Genomic DNA, 17802 nt, shown 5'->3' on the forward strand with positions numbered 1-17802 from the left:
CCATATAAAAGTCCATCAATATAATACCCCTCCTTCATTTAGGTTGTTTTCATCATACTCACTTTCAAATTAATGTAGTGTTAGGAAATCTACTTTTCTATTAAGAAAGCATAAAGAGGCAAAATCTTTATACTTTCTTAATGGGAGTTAACGCTATAATACAAATGAGGTGAACGAGGATGGAAAATACACGTCCAACTCCTGAGATGTTTTTAGCAAGACTTCAACAGGAGCAACAAATTGTAGGGAATTTAAAAATCTTTCTCGGTTATGCTGCTGGAGTAGGTAAAACGTACGCAATGTTAGATGCAGCCCATCAAGCTCAAAAATTAGGTAAAGATGTGGTGGTTGGCTATGTAGAACCACATCCTCGTCCAGATACGTTAGCTTTACTAGAAGGGCTTGAGCAAATTCCTACGAAAAAAATAACCTATAGAGAAAAAGTGTTTTATGAATTAGATATTGATGCCATATTGCAACGCAAGCCAGAAATTGTTCTTATCGATGAATTGGCACATTCGAATGTTCCAACAATGCGGCACAAGAAGCGTTTTGGAGATGTTGAAGAACTACTTTCAAAGGGGATTCATGTTTATACAACTGTAAATATTCAACATATTGAAAGCCTTCATGACTTAGTAGAAGAAATTACTGATATTAAAGTACGAGAGCGTATCCCTGATTACTTAATTGATCAAGCATCTCAAATAAAAGTCGTAGACATTGAACCAGATGAGCTAGTACAACGCCTACAAGAAGGTAAAGTATATGCAAAGCAACAAGCGGAAAAAGCACTGCATTCTTTTTTCCGCAAACAAAATTTAGTGTCATTACGAGAAATCGCATTACGTAGAGCAGCGGATACAATTAACTATAAGCAACTAAACAACCATGAATCTGTCAAACACCCTGTACAAATTGAAGAACACCTACTAGTTGGTATCAGTAGCTCTCCTACAAATGCAAAAGTTATTAGAACCACTGCAAGACTTGCACAAGCATTACACGGTAAATTTACTGCTCTTTATGTGCAAAACCTGCAGGAGAATGAAGGAAATAGTGCAAATTCTGAACGATTACAACAACACATTAAACTTGTTGAACAGCTTGGCGGCCATGTCGTCATTGTTCAAGAAGACGACGTAGCAGCAGCCCTTGCTAATTATGCTCAAATTAGTGGGGTCACCAAACTTGTTATCGGACGAACCAGTATGAGGAAAAAATGGTGGCGACCTAGCACAAAAATAAGTGACCGCCTGAACGAATTTGTTCCGAACTTAGCTCTACACATCGTACCAGATCAAGAAAATGAACCATTTTATTTTCCTAGTATAAGCAATAAATTATCATTTGAATGGCTTGATTTGTTCAAAATGTTTATCGTATTTTGCTTCATATCAGTTGTCGGCTTATATCTATATACAATTGGTATAAGCGAGTCAAACATTATTACAATTTACATTTTAGGCGTCCTCATCCTTGCTATTTGGTCAACAGGATCGATGATGAGTATTATTAACTCCATGATTGCTGTCTTACTTTTTAATTACTTTTTTACAGAGCCTCGATTTTCATTTGATGCTTATCATCGTGACTATCCAATGACATTTTTTATCATGTTTATCTCTGGCGTAATTACGAGTAGCTTAACAAAGAAGATAAAGGAGCAAACCATAATAGCCATTCGTAAATCTTATCGAATGGAGGTACTCCTTGAAACAAATCGTAGGCTTCAACATGCTAAGTCTATGGAAGAAATAATAGTTGAAGGCATGTCTCAAATTGTTAAATTAGTAGAAAAGCCTGTACAATTTTTCGAAATCAATAACCAGGTAGTGGAGAAATCCTCTTTCTTTCGTACTGAAACAATGTCTAGTAGTGAAAATCAAAAAATAGCTGTACTTTTCGATAATCCAAATGAATGTGGTGTTGTTAGTTGGGTGACAAATAATAGGCATGTAGCAGGTGTATCCACAGACATATTTCCTGAAGTGAACGCTTATTATATACCTGTAATCTCTAATGGAGATGTGAAGGGTGTTATAGGTATTGCCCTATCTAAAGTCTCCCCATTGCCTGCATTTGAGCGCAATATTTTGCACGCCATTATTAATGATTTTTCATTCGCCTTGGATAAATGGTATTTACAGAAACTTAATGAGGAAGTAGCGCGAGAAGCTGAAATGGAACAGATGCGAGCTAACCTTTTACGTGCAATCTCTCATGACCTTAGGACACCACTCACTGCTATCTCTGGAAATGCAGATATATTACTCAACAATGCACCACGAATACCAGAGATTGAAAAAAATAAATTATATGAAGATATTTATAAAAATTCAAAATGGCTTGTACAAATGGTTGAAAATTTACTAGCTGTATCTAAGTTAGAGGATGGGCAATTTGCGTTAGAAATGCAAATTGAACTAGTAGAAGATATTATTCAAGAGGCACTTTCCCATGTTGTTCGTCACAACAATACACATAAAATATCTTATGAAATTAAACCTGAGTTTTTATTTGCTGTAATGGATGCTCGATTAATCATACAAGTTTTCATTAATATCATCGATAATGCATTGACTTACACCCCATCAGGCAGTGCCATTTCTATTATAGTGAAAGAATCTGATGGGTTCGTAAGTTTTAGTATTTCTGATAATGGGCCTGGAATCGATGACGCTTTAAAAAGTAGCTTGTTTGAGCCATTTACAACTGGAAAAGTACAACGCAGCGATAGTAGACGAGGTCTTGGTTTAGGCTTGGCACTCTGTCAAACAATTTTAAAATTACATGGTAGCAGCATAAACGTTTCAGATAATAAACCTCAAGGAACGATTTTTAACTTTTCACTGAAAAAAGGAGTAATGAAATTTGATGAGTAAACGAATTCTTGTAGTAGAGGACGATGTAGCCATTGCCAATTTAATTAAAATGACATTAGCGACAAACCATTATGAATACGACATTGCACGTGATGGTAGTAGTGCACTTCAAAAGGCTCTTACCATAAAACCTGACGTTTTTATTTTAGATTTAGGTCTACCAGACATAGATGGCGTAGAACTAATCACAAAAATTAGAAGTTGGAATCAAACACCAATTATCGTCGTAAGTGCTCGTGGAGAAGAACATGATAAAATTAATGCTTTGGATGCAGGTGCAGATGATTATGTAACAAAGCCATTTAGTGTGGAAGAATTATTAGCTAGAATTCGGGTTGCCTTAAGAAGAATGGCCTATGAACAACCACTTGAAAAAGAGAATCCCATTTTCACAAATGGTTATCTTCAAATTAATTATGTTGATCATACAGTATTTGTAAATGGAAAAGAAATACATGTGACACCGATTGAATATAAACTTTTAATTGTTTTATCCAAAAATGTTGGGAAAGTTCTAACACATAATTATATTTTAAAGGAAATTTGGCAGAATGCTCTTCAATCAGATGTTCCAAGTTTACGAGTATTTATGGCTACACTTCGAAAAAAAATAGAAGTTAATCCAGCACAGCCCAAACTTATTCAGACACATGTACGGATAGGCTATCGAATGCTTCGCTATCATGAAGAGGATGAATAAATTTGGAACCTAAGGTCTAGTTGTATTTGGACTTCTACTTTACAAATTCCATATTACATTTGATTTTATTTAGCTTTATCGAACCCTCCTATTAGCCTTTGCATATCATAGCTATAGTCAGGTATGTCATCAATGAAAAACAAGTAGAAAGGAGATCATTATGGTATTTCGACCACCTTATCCATACCCAATGTATCCGGGTGGCATGAGAATGCCCATGCCCATGCAAACACCTCCACAGATGTCGCCACAGTCCTTTTTCCCGCCTGGAGGCTTCCCTGTTCAACCACGAATTCCAGGCGGCTTTCCAATGGCTAATGGAATAGGTTCATTTGGAGGGCAAATGCCGATGCCACCTGTGCAAGAAGCTTCGAAAGTCGGTTCATTTTTACAGCAAGCCAATAGTTTATTTAATACAGCCAAAACCTATACCCCTTATATCCAACAAGCTATGCCGATGGTGAAAAATATTCCATCACTCTTAAAATTGTATAAAGGATTCCAAGGACTTCCTTCCGCTGGCGGTGGAGCAACTGAAGCAGCAGGAAGCGATAGTAAGGCTGCTGGAAGTAGACGGTCATCTAGGCAAAGTGCATCATTTACGCCGCCCGAGCCACTTCCATCTAAACCACGTATTTTCCAACCACCAATGTAAATGAACGTTTCTTTGTATTCACTGTCACTGTCCGTTATAATGTAGATAGGTAAGCTTGAAAGGAGTCACAACCACCATGCAAGTATTAAAAATTAATCCACGTGGCTATTGCTACGGTGTTGTGGATGCGATGGTGATCGCTCGTAACGCCGCACTTGATAAAACATTACCAAGACCTATCTACATCTTAGGGATGATTGTGCATAATAAACACGTCACAGATGCGTTTGAAGAGGATGGTATCATCACGTTAGATGGTGATAACCGCCTAGAAATTATTGAACAAGTTGAAACAGGTACTGTCATTTTTACAGCACATGGTGTTTCACCGGAAATTCGTGAGATTGCGAAGCGAAAAGGCTTAGTGTCCATTGATGCTACATGTCCTGATGTAACAGTTACCCACGATTTAATTCGTGAAAAATCAGCAGAAGGCTATGACATTATTTATATTGGTAAAAAAGGACATCCCGAACCAGAGGGTGCTATTGGCGTTGCCCCGGATCATGTCCACTTAGTTCAGTCTTCTAACGATATTGATGCTTTACAATTAACGAATGATAAATTACTTGTCACAAATCAAACGACAATGAGCCAATGGGATGTCGCCCATTTAATGGATAGTTTAAAAGAAAAATTCCCACATATTGAGGTACACAAAGAGATCTGTTTAGCTACACAAGTCCGTCAAGAGGCTGTTGCTCAGCAAGCAGGTGAAGCAGATTTACTTATTGTTGTTGGTGATCCTAAATCCAATAACTCGAACCGCTTAACACAAGTTTCTGTAGAAATTGCAGGAACACCATCCTATCGCATTGCAGATGTTTCAGAGCTAAAAGTAGAATGGTTAAAAGGTATCAACATCGTTGCTGTAACAGCAGGTGCCTCTACGCCAACGCCAATTGTAAAAGAGGTTATTAACTTCCTTGATCAATTTGATGAAAATGATCCATCTACACACGAGATTAAGCGTACAGTGACACTAGATAAAATTCTGCCAAAGATTAAGACAGCAACACCTGTTGATAAAATCATGCCTTATTAATTACTCGCAAAAAATCCTGATTGCATAATGACAATCAGGATTTTCTTTATTTACTAAAGTAATAGTTTATAGGACGCCCAATGCCACCATAATGGACATCCATTGTAATTTCCTCTTGTTTTTCAAGATAATCTAAATATCTTCTAGCTGTTACGCGGGCAATGCCAATTCCACTGGCTACTTCTTCTGCTGAAGCACCATCCACCGATTGTAAAAAGTGCACAACCTTTTCAAGTGTTGTACGATTAAAACCTTTTGGGAGATTTTTCTCGGATTTCAATGTAACAGATTGATCCAATATGGTTTGTCCATCACGATAATGAAATAACTGATCTAATTCTCCCTGTGTGAGCTCACGTTCTGTTTGAGTTTGCTTGTTAAAGCGTAAATAATTGTCAAGTGTCCCTTTAACACGTTCAAAAGAAAAGGGCTTCATAATATAATCAAAAACACCTAGATGTAGTATCTGTTTCACTGTCTCCATATCATTTGCAGCCGTCACGGTAATAACATCTACTGGTAGATCGAGCTCACGTATTTTGCGTAAGCTTGTAATACCATCTTGCTCTGGCATAAAAATATCCATAAAAACTAAATCAGGCTTCAGAAGACAAATTTGCGTAATACCTTCTAATCCATTAGGTGCCTGTCCAACCACTTGAAAATGCTCTACCTTTTCAATAAATTGACGATTTACCTCTCGTACCATTGGGTCATCCTCAATTAATAATACTCTGATCTGTGCCACTGCTAGCCCTCCATCCCATTAAGAATAATAAAAGGTGATTAAAAAACTTGTTCCTTTGTTAGGCTCAGTAATGACTTCGATGTCACCCTGTCCTTTTTCGACGATTTCCTTTATTAAAAATAACCCTATTCCACGGTAGTTTTTCTCTTTTGTAGAATAACCATTATCAAAAATGTGCTGCTTGACCTCTTCCGTCATGCCAACACCATTATCAGTTACTAATATAGCTAATACGTCATCATCTTCATCCACAGAAACATGAATCACCTTCTCCTCGACCTGTACATCCTTTAATGCATCAAATGCATTTTCTATCAAATTACCAAAGAGAATGACGAAATCATGATGATCCAAATTAGCTGGAAATGATGTTAATCGGCTTTCACGGTCAATTTCCAATCGAATTCCTTGTTCCTTCGCGTAGGAAATTTTACTGAGCAATAGCCCAGAAATATTTTCATTTTTTATTCGTTCGTTTAAAAAATTAGTGATTTCATCATGCTCTTCCTTCACTTGTGTTAAGTAAGAAAGTGCCTGTTCATGATGACCTAGCTGTAAAAGACCGGCTATCGTATGCAGTTTATTTTTATGTTCATGTGTTTGTACACGAAGGGCTTGGACAAATGCTCTAACGCCTGTTAATTCTTCTGCAAGCTTTTTCACTTCCGTACGGTCTTTAAACATGGCTACTGCCCCAACAGTTTCGCCATTAACCTGTATCGGAATTCGATTACTCATAATACTATGATTATTAATATACAGCTCACGATTAAATAACGGCTGATCCAGCTCTAAAATTTCAGGAAGTCGTGTATCTGGCAAGACATGAAAGATTTTCTGTCCTATCAATGTAGAGGGTTTTTCATAAACGCCTAAGATATCACAGGCTTTTTCATTAAAAATCGTAATGGTCAAATCATTATCGATAGCAATGATGCCTTCGTGCATGGCATTAAACGTTTCTGTACGTTCTACATACATTTTGGCAATTTCATGCGGCTCTAACCCAAACATTTGTTTTTTCATATGAAGCCCCAATGTTCGTGCTCCCCATGCACTAAATAGTAACGATAATAGAACAGTAATCATTAGTTCGGTTTGCATTGTTTGCAGTAACTCCACTACCGTAAGAACACTGTAACCTACTACCGTAACTCCTATTTGGTGTCCTTCACGATTCATAATCGGAACAAACGCACGAACCATATTACCATGTTCCCCACGTGCAATCGACGTATAGTAGTGCTCTGAAAAAGCAGCGTTTAAATCGCCAGATTGTGATATTCGACCAAGTTCCTGGCTATTAGGATGAGAATATTTTCGTCGTTGCATATCAAGAACAACAATATATTTTGCCCCATTGATATCACGGATTTCTTCTACAACAGGATTAATATGCTGTACGGCATCATAGTAATTTTCACTAGCAATATATGTTTTTATTTCAGGAAGCTGTGAGACGGTTTTTGCTACAAGGAGTGCTTGATCACTTAGCTTAGTCTTTTGCTCATTCATGACAAAACCTAACAAAAAAGTACCGCCAATGCTAAAGGAAAGCATGAGAATAAAAAAAGTCAGAGACATAATTTTTCTTTGCATGGATAACTTCTGAAATTTCAACTGACCGCCTCCCTTCTACTATATTTTAGCTTACTCCATATGTTAGAATAACAAAAACATCAGAAAATACGAATTAATTGGGTGTATACAATGAAAAAATTTATTATTGGAACGATTATAACTGTGCTTGTGTTAATCCTCACTATCAGTGTTCAACAAGGATTACTATTCGCCAAGCCACTTCCCTATGATGATGAGCAAAAGGGTTTAGACACGCAGATAACCATTCATTTAAGTCATGTCGTCGCTGAAAATACCCCTAAAGGTCAAGCTGCCAACAAATTTGCTGAGCTAGTAGAAGAAAAAACAAACGGGAAGGTCAAAGTACATGTCTACTCCAACTCCTCTTTATTTAATGATGAAAATGAATTTGAGGCATTGCAAAAGGGAGAAGTGGAAATGATCATCCCTACTTTTTCTAAAATGACAGCTTATGTACCTAATTGGCAGGTGCTTGATTTACCCTTTCTATTTAATACAAATGAACAAGTAAAGGAAGTCCTAACGGGTTCTATTGGTGAACAATTGGTCAATGAGCTAGAGCCGTTCCATATTAAAGGGCTTGGCTTTTGGTACAATGGGTTTAAGCATCTAACCTCTGTTGAGCAGCCTATACATACATTTGAAGATTTACAGGGCTTACGAGTACGTACGATGCCAAGTAAAACATTAGAAAAGCAATTTGAAGTGGTCAATGCAACACCTGTACCTATTTCTTTTAGTGAGGTCTTTTCGGATTTAGAAAAGCATGCCATTGATGCACAAGAAAATACCGCTTCTAATATCTATTCAAAGGGTTTTTATAAAGTACAAAAGCATATGACTATCACCCAGCATGGGATTTTAGGCTATGCTGTATTAATGAATGAAACCTTTTGGAATTCACTACCTATCAAAATTCAGCATCAGCTGTTGGATGCTATGAAAGAAACAACCGATTGGCAATTTGAGCAGGCTGAACTTATGAATGAACAAGATATGGACAAGCTGAAACAGCTAGATGATTTTGATGTATATACAATGAGTCCTCAAGAAAGACAGCGCTTTAAGGAACAACTTGTACCTGTTTATGATTTTTATAGAGGTCATATTCAAAACGATCATGTCTTAGCAGAGATTGAAAAAATCGTTGCTCCCTAATACTTTTGTTCATTAATGAAAAAATCCTTACAAAACGTAAGGATTTTTTCTTTTGTATTATAATAGATTCCAAAATCTCATAACTACTATAAAACAGCTTCAAACCCTTGACATTACTAGCTTTAATCCCCCCTTCTCTCAGAATGAACAAAATGAACAATACAACCATTACGGTCATAAACACTATTGTCGGAAAATTTCAGCTATGATAACCACATGAAAGCGTTCACACAATATTCATAGATGTTGTAGGGGGAGAACTATATGCGGATAAATTTTAAAAACTTAACAGTACAAGTATTGATCGCCATTGTCCTAGGGATTATCGTCGGAGCAACATTCCCAGAATTCGGGGCAAAGCTCAAAATATTGGCGGATATATTTATTAAACTTATTAAAATGTTAATAGCACCAATTATCTTCTTAACAGTCGTAATCGGCATTGGTAGCATGGGGGATGTCAAAAAGGTTGGTAAAATTGGTGGAAAAGCTTTAATTTATTTTGAAATTGTATCAACTTTTGCCCTTGCAATTGGCTTAATCGTTGTCAATATTGTTCAACCAGGTAAAGGTTTTAATACAGATGCAGCAAGCGGCGCTGATGTTTCACAATATACCGAAGCGGCGTCTGCAGAACATGGTTTAGGTGCATTTATTATGCAAATTATTCCTGAAAATGTAGTTGGTGCTTTAGCAAATGGTGAATTATTACCAGTCTTGTTCTCAGCTGTTTTATTTGGACTAGCTGCTGCGGCGATTGGAGAACCAGCTAAACCTGTTATTAAATTTTTCGAGCAAGTAGCAGATATTTTCTTTAAAATCGTTAACATGGTGATGAAAATTTCACCCATTGGTGCGTTTGGTGCTATGAGTTATACAATCGGAAATTTTGGACTTAAATCATTAGGAAACTTAGGATTTTTAATGCTATCTGTTTACATTACAATGTTCATTTTTATTGTTGTGATTATTGGATTGATTACCCATTATTTTGGCTTTAGTATTTTTAAATTTATCAAGTACATTAAAGATGAAATCTTTATCGTTATCGGAACATCTTCATCTGAATCTGCATTACCTTCCATGATGCGTAAGCTTGAAAACTATGGTTGTTCAAAGCAAGTGGTAGGGCTAGTGATTCCTACAGGCTATTCATTTAACTTAGATGGAACATCCATTTACTTATCAATGGCTGCGATCTTTATTGCGCAAGCCTATGGTGTGGATTTAGATGTTTGGCATCAAATTACGTTATTAGCCATCTTAATGCTTACTTCTAAAGGGGCAGCTGGTGTAACAGGCTCTGGCTTTATTACACTTGCAGCAACATTAGCAGCATTCCCGATGATCCCAGTAGAGGGGATTGCCCTTTTAATCGGCGTAGATCGCTTCATGTCAGAAGCACGTGCTGTTACAAATCTAATTGGTAATGGTGTCGCAACAGTGGTCGTGTCAAAAATGGAAAAAGAATTTGATACAGAGCAGGAAAAGCGAGCTCTGTCTGGTCATACCCAAATATCATAAAAAGAAAAGGGCTGCTGAAAGCGAAATAATTTGCTACTTCAGCAGCCTGTTCATTTATTTATAGAGAGGTATGTAAATAAAAAACACCATAGAGCTAGTTTCTTGAAACCTCCTCGACTGCATACTCGTATCAATAATGACTGGAGGTCTCTTTATGACAACATTTACACTTACCTATCCGAAGGGCTTTAAAAGCTTTACTGATATTCCAATCGTGAATGAACACAACGAAGCAGTATGTGTACTTCAAAAAATGGAACGTACCTCTGCTGGTAAAGTACTGAATGCTGTCTTGCTGGTAGCTGCACAGCAAACATTACCATTCCGTTATGAGACACGCACTACATTAGGTGTACCACTTTTTCAAGTACAACCTACCCTGCTAACAAAAGGAGTCAGCCATCAAATTGTTATGCCTGATGGTAGCTTGATACCCATTCAACGGAAAACAGTGCAATTATTAGAATCCTCTTATTCATTTACAATGGACGATTTAGAATTTCGTTTTGAAAAGGATTTTACCTCTACTGCTTATTTATATTGCAATGATGAAAAGATTGCTAGTGCAAGCTCTATGGAAACTGAACTAGTACTGACAGGTATACAGTTTAAGCTTTTCCATACGGACGATATGCACTTTGTTGCACTCCTCGCAACCCTTTATCAAGCACTCTTTGCATTCACTACATAGCCATAACAAAGGCATCGAGCGTTATTTCTCGATGCCTTTGTTATGACTTAAGATCGCTAATTTAGTTTTTCCCGCTGTGTATTTAATATGTTAATGACATAAGACTGATTTGGTGATGCATTTGTTTGTAAAATCTTCTTAATGGCCTGTTCCATCCTCATAGCTAACTGTAAATCTTCATGAGTGGTGCTCTTGATCGTTGTTTGAATCGTAATGGTTGTTCGATTTTCAATGACTAAATATTCGTATACATCAAAAGCCTCTAAACCTGTGATTAAATCTTCCATCAACAGGTTAATATCAGCCCCCAGCATTTTGTTGTCATCAAGCAATGAAGTAAACTCCCATCTTTCAAAAACAATTGGATAGTCTTTTAATGTCGAGGTTTTAATCACATTTTTTGCAATGGATTCCATGTCTTTTTTGACGGACTGAAAATAGTCTTCTTCGCCTACAACCTGGATCACCAATTCCTTTTCTGCAGTCGTTTTGACATCAATGCCAACATACTTTTCAAGAAGCTTATCCTTCAATCTAGATAGGCTCAACTCTTCATTTGTAATAAGCGGTTGTCCCTCTTTTGTTGTTTCTGATTTATTATCTATTTTTATTTTATCAAACAGGATCAATAGAGATATGATGACGACTAACAATCCTATAACGAACCCAAATCGTTTGACCATTGAATCCCTCCTGTTACGAAGGTATGACCCCATTCAAAACAATATTCACTGTTTTCATGGTCCTGTTCTATCAAATTTATCTCATCGAACAGCTTGTCATTGGATTGCTTATTTTCACCCACATATTCCGGGACACGAAATAAATTTGCTTGTTTTTGTCCTTTCTGTGCCATGCTTCTCAAAAAGGAGTACACTTAAGAGGTAGTAATTCTATCATTTTGGAGGGTTTTATATGGAATCAAAAGCAGCGGATATTAAAAATATGCTTACATTAAATCTGCTCATACAAATTTTAGAAGAACGTGGCATTATGACTGATAAAGAATTAAAGGAACGCCTCACAAATACAGTAAAACTATCTTCTATGGAGAATGATTTAAAAGAAAAAGTCATTGAAGAAATCAAACATTAATGGTAGCTGTCTCATCCAAAAGGACCACTTTCATGTTGATAGTATTACTGAAAGTGGCGTTCTATTAATTTGAAACTCATAGGAAAAATCTCTACTCCTATTACGATTTCCATTATAAAGTTGCATTTTATTTTAATATGGAACTACCATCAAAAATGATCCTCCAGTATCCTTTGATTGATCCCTAATCCGATAGATTATTTCCTGTAAATTGATCAGGGGCCACTTGTTTCTTTACTTTCATTGCGATTAAATAAATAACGATCGAAACAAATAAAGATAGTACTGCAGGTAAGCCCATTGGATTCACATATTGGAAATAGTACCCAATCATAACAGCTGCAACGACAGCAATCGTAGCCATCCAATTCCATCCTTTTATTTCAACCCATTGTCTTTTACGGATTAAAAAGAAGTCAGCAAACATAACACCTGCTATAGCTGGATAGAGCAAAGCCGTTAAATATAGGAAGTCTGTAAAGTAATCTAGAATGCCCATTAAAGCAATAATTATGGCAATTATGGTACCAATAAATGTGAGTAACGCACGTCCCTTACCTGATGTCACATTTAAAACATTGGCTAACGCTAATCCCATACTATAATTGTTAACCAATTGAGATGTCCAAGTAGCTAACCATAAGATGAGGAAACCCCAAACTGGAAAACCTAAATTCATCATAACATTCACGATATCAGGATCTCCCACACCCACAGACATGATGGCTCCTACAATAAATAGAGGGAATCCAATTAAAACTATCCCACTTGGAATAATAAAATTGTCTTTCCAAGTCGGCTTTGCGTAACGAGTGTAGTCAGAAGCAATTACCCATTGTGACACATTGACACCAATTACAAGGCTAATAGCTGCCATTATGGTCATCGATGGTTCAGGACTCCAAGATGCAATTGTCTGCCAGCCCGTATTTTTTAATGCTAAATAAATACCACCAACAATTAACAATAAACCCGATGGGACAGCTAAATAATCTGTCCACTTCATTGAACCATAGCCAATAATGGAAGGTACAGCAAAAAGAAGACCTGCCACTGTCGTGACTATTGCCCAAGCTAACCAGTCATGTTTATAGTCAATCCCAAACATAGCAGCAATGGCATTTCCAGCAACAGCCGTTTGTAATGCCCACCAGCCAAGTGAAACAATAAATATTGTCAATCCAACTATTAACTTAGCTTGAACCGTTCCAAAGCTTGTTTTGGCAATAACTGAAGAAGGTAGCCCTGTTTTTGCACCGATATATCCTTGTAATGCATTACCAAGCCATTGAAAAACAAATAAAGCAATGATCAATATTAAAAAAATCTTACCTAATCCGAAACTAGCTGATAAACTTGCTCCTACCATTAAAACAGGAATGGTAAATTCAAGCCCACCAAATATCATTGTTGGTGTAATCCAATGTTGACGATCATTCTCTGGTATTGGTGTTAATGCAGGATCTTTCCCAAGCATAGATGTTTTTTCTGTCTTGACTTCATTTTTCATTTTACTTAACCCCCTTACTGTATGTGTTTATTTGTAGCTTGTTTTCTATTAAATCTCTTTATCTTATATCCAATAGCGCATAGACAAGTTCAACCATTTCATCACTATCATTTTTACACCAATGAGGTTCTCCAGCAGGAATATAGGAAGCTTCTCCTTGTGAAATTCGGTAATTTTCCCCACCGGATTCTCCAGTTAAAGTACCTTTTACAATAAAGGAGTACTCATTTTCTAAATGAGAAGTTGTCCCTTCTAATGGTAACCGCTCTCCTGGTTTTATTTGGACAAAGCCAAACTTTATTTGGCTATCGTTGTATTTGTCTTGAAATAGATTCTGTTGAACAATATCTTTCTGTGATACTTCTTTAATAATCATAGTTATTCTCCCTTTACTACTAGATTTCTTTCTGGCATTTCTTCAAAGCTGTAGTCTGACTCATCTACAAGAACATGAAAAATAGCTTCTGCTTCTTTTCTTGAAAAATAGCCATTTTTCACATCATGTGCTACCTGTTCCGCTGGACGTTTAAGTGGATTTCCATAGCCTCCACCCGTGCCAGTCATTAATTGAACCACATCATTTTTATCTAGTTTATATCTTGGATAGACCCCGAATGGTCCATCTACCTGGCCATTCGCTTTTTTTACATAAAATTCATTCGGCGAACCTTCATGTCCATTGTTAATCCCCCATGGTAAAAACTTATTCCTACCAAAGGTCACTGTTATTGCTTGATTGTCCGTCATGGCTCTATAGGATCTGATTACTCCTTTACCCCCAATGTATTCTCCAGCCCCTGCTCCATTTCTATCTTCTCTTAAACAATATTCATCAATTAACACACCGTAGCGAGTTTCCGCTACCTCAATTGGCACATTATACGTCTCACCATCCGAAAAACAGAATTGACCAGAGGCTCCATCAGCATCGTTTCCACCACCCCATCCACCTACTGATGGTTCAACAATTAAAAATGGCTCTCCTGTATCATGATGTGTACCACTTAACGTTACAGCACAAACGGATAAAAACTGACCAGCAGTTAATCGACTCGGTATATGCGGTGCCAAGGCTTTCCATACTAAATCTAAGCTGCCAAGCAAGGTCTCAAAATAATTGGACACAGGTACTGGTCTTTCCGCAGACATAATTGATTGAGGATCAACAATTATTTTTAGTGGTCTAAACACACCATCATTTACATCCTGCGCTGGATTTGTAATAGCTAAGAAGATTGCACGTACAGCTGATGCTAAACCTGTATAGGAACAATTCATTGGTCCAGGTACTTGAGGAGAACTTCCCCTAAAATCACAAATAAATTCATCGTCTGATATTGTCACTTTCACTTTTATTGGAAATGGTCCGTTACCAATCCCATCCGTATCAATAAAATCTTCTGCGTAAAATTCTCCTTTAGGTAAGCTAGCAAGCTCCTGCTTGGCCATTGCTTCGCCATGATCTAAATGATATTCAATTGCTGCCAATATGGTAGCTAATGTGTATTTATCACACAATTCCCTTACTCGTTTTTCTCCTGTTCGAAGAGCTGCAACTTGTGCAAACATATCTCCTAAAGATAGATCTGGGAACCGCACATTTGAACGTATTATTTCAACAAGTGCTTCATTCAATTTACCTTCGTCATAAAGTTTGATACATGAAAACTGTAGCCCTTCTTGAAATATGTCAACAGAATCGTTAGTAAATGAACCTGGATCTTTCCCTCCAACTTCAGTCCAATGAGCTTTATTAGCTGAAAAAGCAATTAATTGACCTTTATAAAAAATTGGCATTACGAGTCCAACATCTGAAAGGTGTGAACCACCGCCTTGATAGGGATCATTAATTATAATGATATCTCCCTCTTTTAATTTATCTCCTGGATATTTATTTAACGTTTCTTTTACCATAAAAGTGAGCATGCCGATAAAACCTGTCACACCATTACCCTGAGTTAATAAATTACCTTCTGAATCTGTTAAGCCACTCGCATAATCTAATACTTCATAAATAATGGGACTCATTGAAGTTCGTGCTAAAGCTACAAACATTTCATCTCCAGCAGATAGCAATGCATCCTTCACAATTTCTAAAGTAAATGGATCAATTTGCGGATTGATTACAGTCATTACGCTTCCTCCTTTTCAATGACAATATTTCCATAAGCATCTATATAGAGTGATTGATTATGATAGATTACAGTAGCTGCAGCTCTTTCTTCCACAATAGCAGGACCATTTATCTTCATTTCAATAGGTAATAGCTCACGATCATATATATTTGTTCTCACCCAGCCGTCATTTTCAAAATAAACATTGCGTTGTTCTATTAATGCATCTTGTAAGCTAGTTTGACGCTCAATCGTTTTTAATTTAGGTTTACCAACCTTCCCAAAGGCCGTCACATGGATATTAACGATTTCTGTCTCCGCTTCTGGTAGTTTAAATGTAAAATTCTTTTCATGTAATAAATTAAAATCTGCAATCGCTTTATCTAACATTCGTTGATTCCATTCACCGCCCTCTACAGGTACCTTCACAGTATGCTCCTGACCTAGATAACGCATATCTGCATAGCGTTGGAAAAATACATGATCTTTGTCCATACCTTCTTCTTGGAAATGTTGGAATGCCTGATGTTCAATATTTGCCCATATTGAATTCATTTTTGTTAAATCAAGATTATTCATACGTTTAATGTATGTTTGAATATAATCATGACGTAAATCTGTCATGAGCATCCCCCATGCGGAAAACACTGGTGATGCAATTGGAATAATAACCTTTTTAACACCTAATTCCAAAGCTAAAGCAGGTGCGTGCATCGAACCTCCCCCACCAAATGCAATCAAGGTAAAGTCTTGAGGGTTATGACCTTTACGAATAGAAATCAACTTTAGAGCATTTAACATATTGGAATTGGCGATACGAATAATTCCAAGTGCAGCTTCTTCAGCAGACATATGAAAATGTTTCCCAATTTTTTCTTCAATCGCATTTTTTACATTGTTCAAATTCACCGAGTAATCAAAGTTCTTCGGTGATAATCTACCAGTTAATAAATTTGCATCCGTTGTAGTCGGCTCTGTTCCACCTTGACCATATGCAACTGGTCCTGGTCGAGCACCCGCTGACTGAGGCCCTACTTTTAATGAACCTGCACCATCAATCCATGCAATGGAACCACCACCGTTACCAATCTCAACAATATCAACAACTGGTGTTTTAATTGGATAACCTGCACGTCGAGTATCTTTTTCGATATAGTAATCTGTTGAAACTTTTACTTCGCCATTTTCAATCAATGAACATTTTGCTGTTGTTCCACCAATGTCGAAAGCAATAATATTTTTTTCTCCTAGTAATTCACCGAGTACCGCTGCACCTAAAATACCAGCAACTGGGCCTGATTCTACCATATTAATTGGTAAACGCTTCGCATTATCAAATTTAGTGGTACCACCATTTGACTGCATAATATAACTTTGCTCTATTTCAATAGTATCTTGTAATTTTTGCTCAAGTCGATCAATATAAGTTGTTGCAGTTGGTTGTACATAAGCATTTAAAACCGCTGTATTAGTGCGTTCATATTCACGCCACTCTTGTGTAATTTCACTGGAAGCGGATACCTGAACTTCTGGCCACAATTCCTTTATTTTTTCTACAGCTGCTTTTTCATGCTCGTTATTAACATAGGAGTGTAAAAAAGAGATTGCAATGGCCTCAACCTGTTCCTTCTTAAAATATTCAACTATTTCTTCTAGTTCATTAATTTCCAGAGTTGCTAATACTTGTCCTTTATAATTAAGTCTTTCAGTTACTTCTCTGCGTAAATACCTTTCTACAAATGGCTGTGGTTTTTGATACTTAACATTAAATAAATCAGGTCGATTTCCACGAGCAATTTCCAACACATCCCTAAATCCCTTAGTTGTAATTAGACCCGTCTTTGCCCCTTTACGCTCAGTTAAAGCATTGATAATAACCGTTGTGCCGTGAATAAACATTTCTAAATGCTGTTGATCCACTCCACTTTTCTTAATAACATCAATGACTCCTTGTTCAAAATTTGGAGGAGTTGTATTACTTTTTTCATAGCCGAAATTTCCATGTTCATCAACATACACTAAATCTGTAAATGTACCCCCAATATCTGTTGCGACTCTCATTCCATTCACCCAAC

Annotated in this window: 15 protein-coding genes; 8 read left to right on the forward strand and 7 right to left on the reverse strand. The window is 36.9% G+C overall.

Annotated elements, in window-relative coordinates; genetic code table 11:
• Positions 1-179: 179 nt before the first annotated feature.
• From LCP48_RS15510 to LCP48_RS15525, 4 genes are all read left to right on the forward strand, one after another.
• Positions 180-2885, forward strand: a complete 2706-nt coding sequence (locus tag LCP48_RS15510) for a sensor histidine kinase (RefSeq protein WP_225340364.1) — start codon at positions 180-182, stop codon at positions 2883-2885.
• Positions 2878-3585 carry a response regulator transcription factor gene (locus LCP48_RS15515; protein WP_009370132.1) on the forward strand — a complete coding sequence of 236 codons (708 nt, stop codon included), beginning with the start codon at positions 2878-2880 and terminating at the stop codon, positions 3583-3585. The genes LCP48_RS15510 and LCP48_RS15515 overlap by 8 nt, the downstream gene beginning before the upstream one ends.
• Before the next feature lie 160 nt (positions 3586-3745).
• Positions 3746-4240 carry a VrrA/YqfQ family protein gene (gene vrrA / locus LCP48_RS15520; protein WP_004227219.1) on the forward strand — a complete coding sequence of 165 codons (495 nt, stop codon included), beginning with the start codon at positions 3746-3748 and terminating at the stop codon, positions 4238-4240.
• Between the two features lie 76 nt (positions 4241-4316).
• Complete coding sequence (locus LCP48_RS15525) at positions 4317-5285, forward strand: 4-hydroxy-3-methylbut-2-enyl diphosphate reductase (RefSeq protein WP_004227216.1); 969 nt, start codon at positions 4317-4319, stop codon at positions 5283-5285.
• Positions 5286-5331: 46 nt separating this feature from the next.
• On the opposite strand, the gene LCP48_RS15530 is transcribed toward LCP48_RS15525, so the two are convergent.
• Positions 5332-6033, reverse strand: coding sequence for a response regulator (locus LCP48_RS15530; RefSeq protein WP_004227213.1), 702 nt, complete (start codon positions 6031-6033; stop codon positions 5332-5334).
• Between the two features lie 18 nt (positions 6034-6051).
• Positions 6052-7632, reverse strand: a complete 1581-nt coding sequence (locus LCP48_RS15535; RefSeq protein ID WP_039884643.1) for an ATP-binding protein — start codon at positions 7630-7632, stop codon at positions 6052-6054.
• A 111-nt stretch (positions 7633-7743) separates the two neighbouring features.
• Here LCP48_RS15535 and LCP48_RS15540 point away from each other — a divergent pair, with 111 nt between their 5' ends.
• The 3 genes from LCP48_RS15540 (at position 7744) to LCP48_RS15550 (ending at position 11008) form a co-directional block, all read left to right on the forward strand.
• A complete protein-coding gene (locus LCP48_RS15540) occupies positions 7744-8793 on the forward strand; it encodes a TRAP transporter substrate-binding protein (RefSeq protein WP_004227208.1) in 1050 nt (349 codons plus the stop codon).
• A gap of 264 nt (positions 8794-9057) precedes the next feature.
• Complete coding sequence (locus LCP48_RS15545; RefSeq protein ID WP_009370130.1) at positions 9058-10317, forward strand: dicarboxylate/amino acid:cation symporter; 1260 nt, start codon at positions 9058-9060, stop codon at positions 10315-10317.
• 154 nt (positions 10318-10471) lie between these two features.
• Positions 10472-11008 (forward strand): tubby C-terminal domain-like protein, encoded by a 537-nt coding sequence (locus LCP48_RS15550; protein WP_004227203.1) that lies wholly within the window; start codon positions 10472-10474, stop codon positions 11006-11008.
• A gap of 56 nt (positions 11009-11064) precedes the next feature.
• On the opposite strand, the gene LCP48_RS15555 is transcribed toward LCP48_RS15550, so the two are convergent.
• Positions 11065-11691, reverse strand: a complete 627-nt coding sequence (locus LCP48_RS15555) for a hypothetical protein (protein ID WP_004227202.1) — start codon at positions 11689-11691, stop codon at positions 11065-11067.
• 232 nt (positions 11692-11923) lie between these two features.
• On the opposite strand from LCP48_RS15555, the gene LCP48_RS15560 reads away from it, so the two are divergent.
• The gene (locus LCP48_RS15560) at positions 11924-12103 is read left to right on the forward strand and encodes a hypothetical protein (RefSeq protein ID WP_004227198.1); all 180 of its coding nucleotides are present in this window, start codon (positions 11924-11926) and stop codon (positions 12101-12103) included.
• A 184-nt stretch (positions 12104-12287) separates the two neighbouring features.
• Here the strand turns inward: LCP48_RS15560 and LCP48_RS15565 are convergent, their stop codons facing one another.
• The 4 genes from LCP48_RS15565 to LCP48_RS15580 are packed head-to-tail and all read right to left on the reverse strand — an operon-like array spanning position 12288 to position 17788.
• The gene (locus tag LCP48_RS15565; RefSeq protein ID WP_004227197.1) at positions 12288-13613 is read right to left on the reverse strand and encodes a purine-cytosine permease family protein; all 1326 of its coding nucleotides are present in this window, start codon (positions 13611-13613) and stop codon (positions 12288-12290) included.
• Between the two features lie 58 nt (positions 13614-13671).
• Positions 13672-13989, reverse strand: a complete 318-nt coding sequence (locus LCP48_RS15570; RefSeq protein WP_004227194.1) for a cupin domain-containing protein — start codon at positions 13987-13989, stop codon at positions 13672-13674.
• A 2-nt stretch (positions 13990-13991) separates the two neighbouring features.
• Positions 13992-15746 (reverse strand): hydantoinase B/oxoprolinase family protein, encoded by a 1755-nt coding sequence (locus tag LCP48_RS15575; protein ID WP_004227191.1) that lies wholly within the window; start codon positions 15744-15746, stop codon positions 13992-13994.
• Complete coding sequence (locus LCP48_RS15580; protein ID WP_004227188.1) at positions 15746-17788, reverse strand: hydantoinase/oxoprolinase family protein; 2043 nt, start codon at positions 17786-17788, stop codon at positions 15746-15748. The genes LCP48_RS15575 and LCP48_RS15580 overlap by 1 nt, the downstream gene beginning before the upstream one ends.
• Positions 17789-17802: the final 14 nt, after the last annotated feature.

The organism is Lysinibacillus capsici (assembly GCF_020217405.1).
GTDB classification, from domain to species: Bacteria; Bacillota; Bacilli; order Bacillales_A; family Planococcaceae; genus Lysinibacillus; species Lysinibacillus capsici.

Bases quoted from the DNA above. Each gene is read 5' to 3' on its own strand.
- vrrA (WP_004227219.1), top strand. From the start codon at position 3,746: ATGGTATTTCGACCACCTTATCCATACCCAATGTATCCGGGTGGCATG.
- LCP48_RS15510 (WP_225340364.1), top strand. From the start codon at position 180: ATGGAAAATACACGTCCAACTCCTGAGATGTTTTTAGCAAGACTTCAA.
- LCP48_RS15575 (WP_004227191.1), bottom strand. From the start codon at position 15,746: ATGACTGTAATCAATCCGCAAATTGATCCATTTACTTTAGAAATTGTG.
- LCP48_RS15555 (WP_004227202.1), bottom strand. From the start codon at position 11,691: ATGGTCAAACGATTTGGGTTCGTTATAGGATTGTTAGTCGTCATCATA.
- LCP48_RS15540 (WP_004227208.1), top strand. From the start codon at position 7,744: ATGAAAAAATTTATTATTGGAACGATTATAACTGTGCTTGTGTTAATC.
- LCP48_RS15535 (WP_039884643.1), bottom strand. From the start codon at position 7,632: ATGCAAAGAAAAATTATGTCTCTGACTTTTTTTATTCTCATGCTTTCC.
- LCP48_RS15525 (WP_004227216.1), top strand. From the start codon at position 4,317: ATGCAAGTATTAAAAATTAATCCACGTGGCTATTGCTACGGTGTTGTG.
- LCP48_RS15550 (WP_004227203.1), top strand. From the start codon at position 10,472: ATGACAACATTTACACTTACCTATCCGAAGGGCTTTAAAAGCTTTACT.
- LCP48_RS15515 (WP_009370132.1), top strand. From the start codon at position 2,878: ATGAGTAAACGAATTCTTGTAGTAGAGGACGATGTAGCCATTGCCAAT.
- LCP48_RS15545 (WP_009370130.1), top strand. From the start codon at position 9,058: ATGCGGATAAATTTTAAAAACTTAACAGTACAAGTATTGATCGCCATT.
- LCP48_RS15570 (WP_004227194.1), bottom strand. From the start codon at position 13,989: ATGATTATTAAAGAAGTATCACAGAAAGATATTGTTCAACAGAATCTA.
- LCP48_RS15565 (WP_004227197.1), bottom strand. From the start codon at position 13,613: ATGAAAAATGAAGTCAAGACAGAAAAAACATCTATGCTTGGGAAAGAT.
- LCP48_RS15580 (WP_004227188.1), bottom strand. From the start codon at position 17,788: ATGAGAGTCGCAACAGATATTGGGGGTACATTTACAGATTTAGTGTAT.
- LCP48_RS15560 (WP_004227198.1), top strand. From the start codon at position 11,924: ATGGAATCAAAAGCAGCGGATATTAAAAATATGCTTACATTAAATCTG.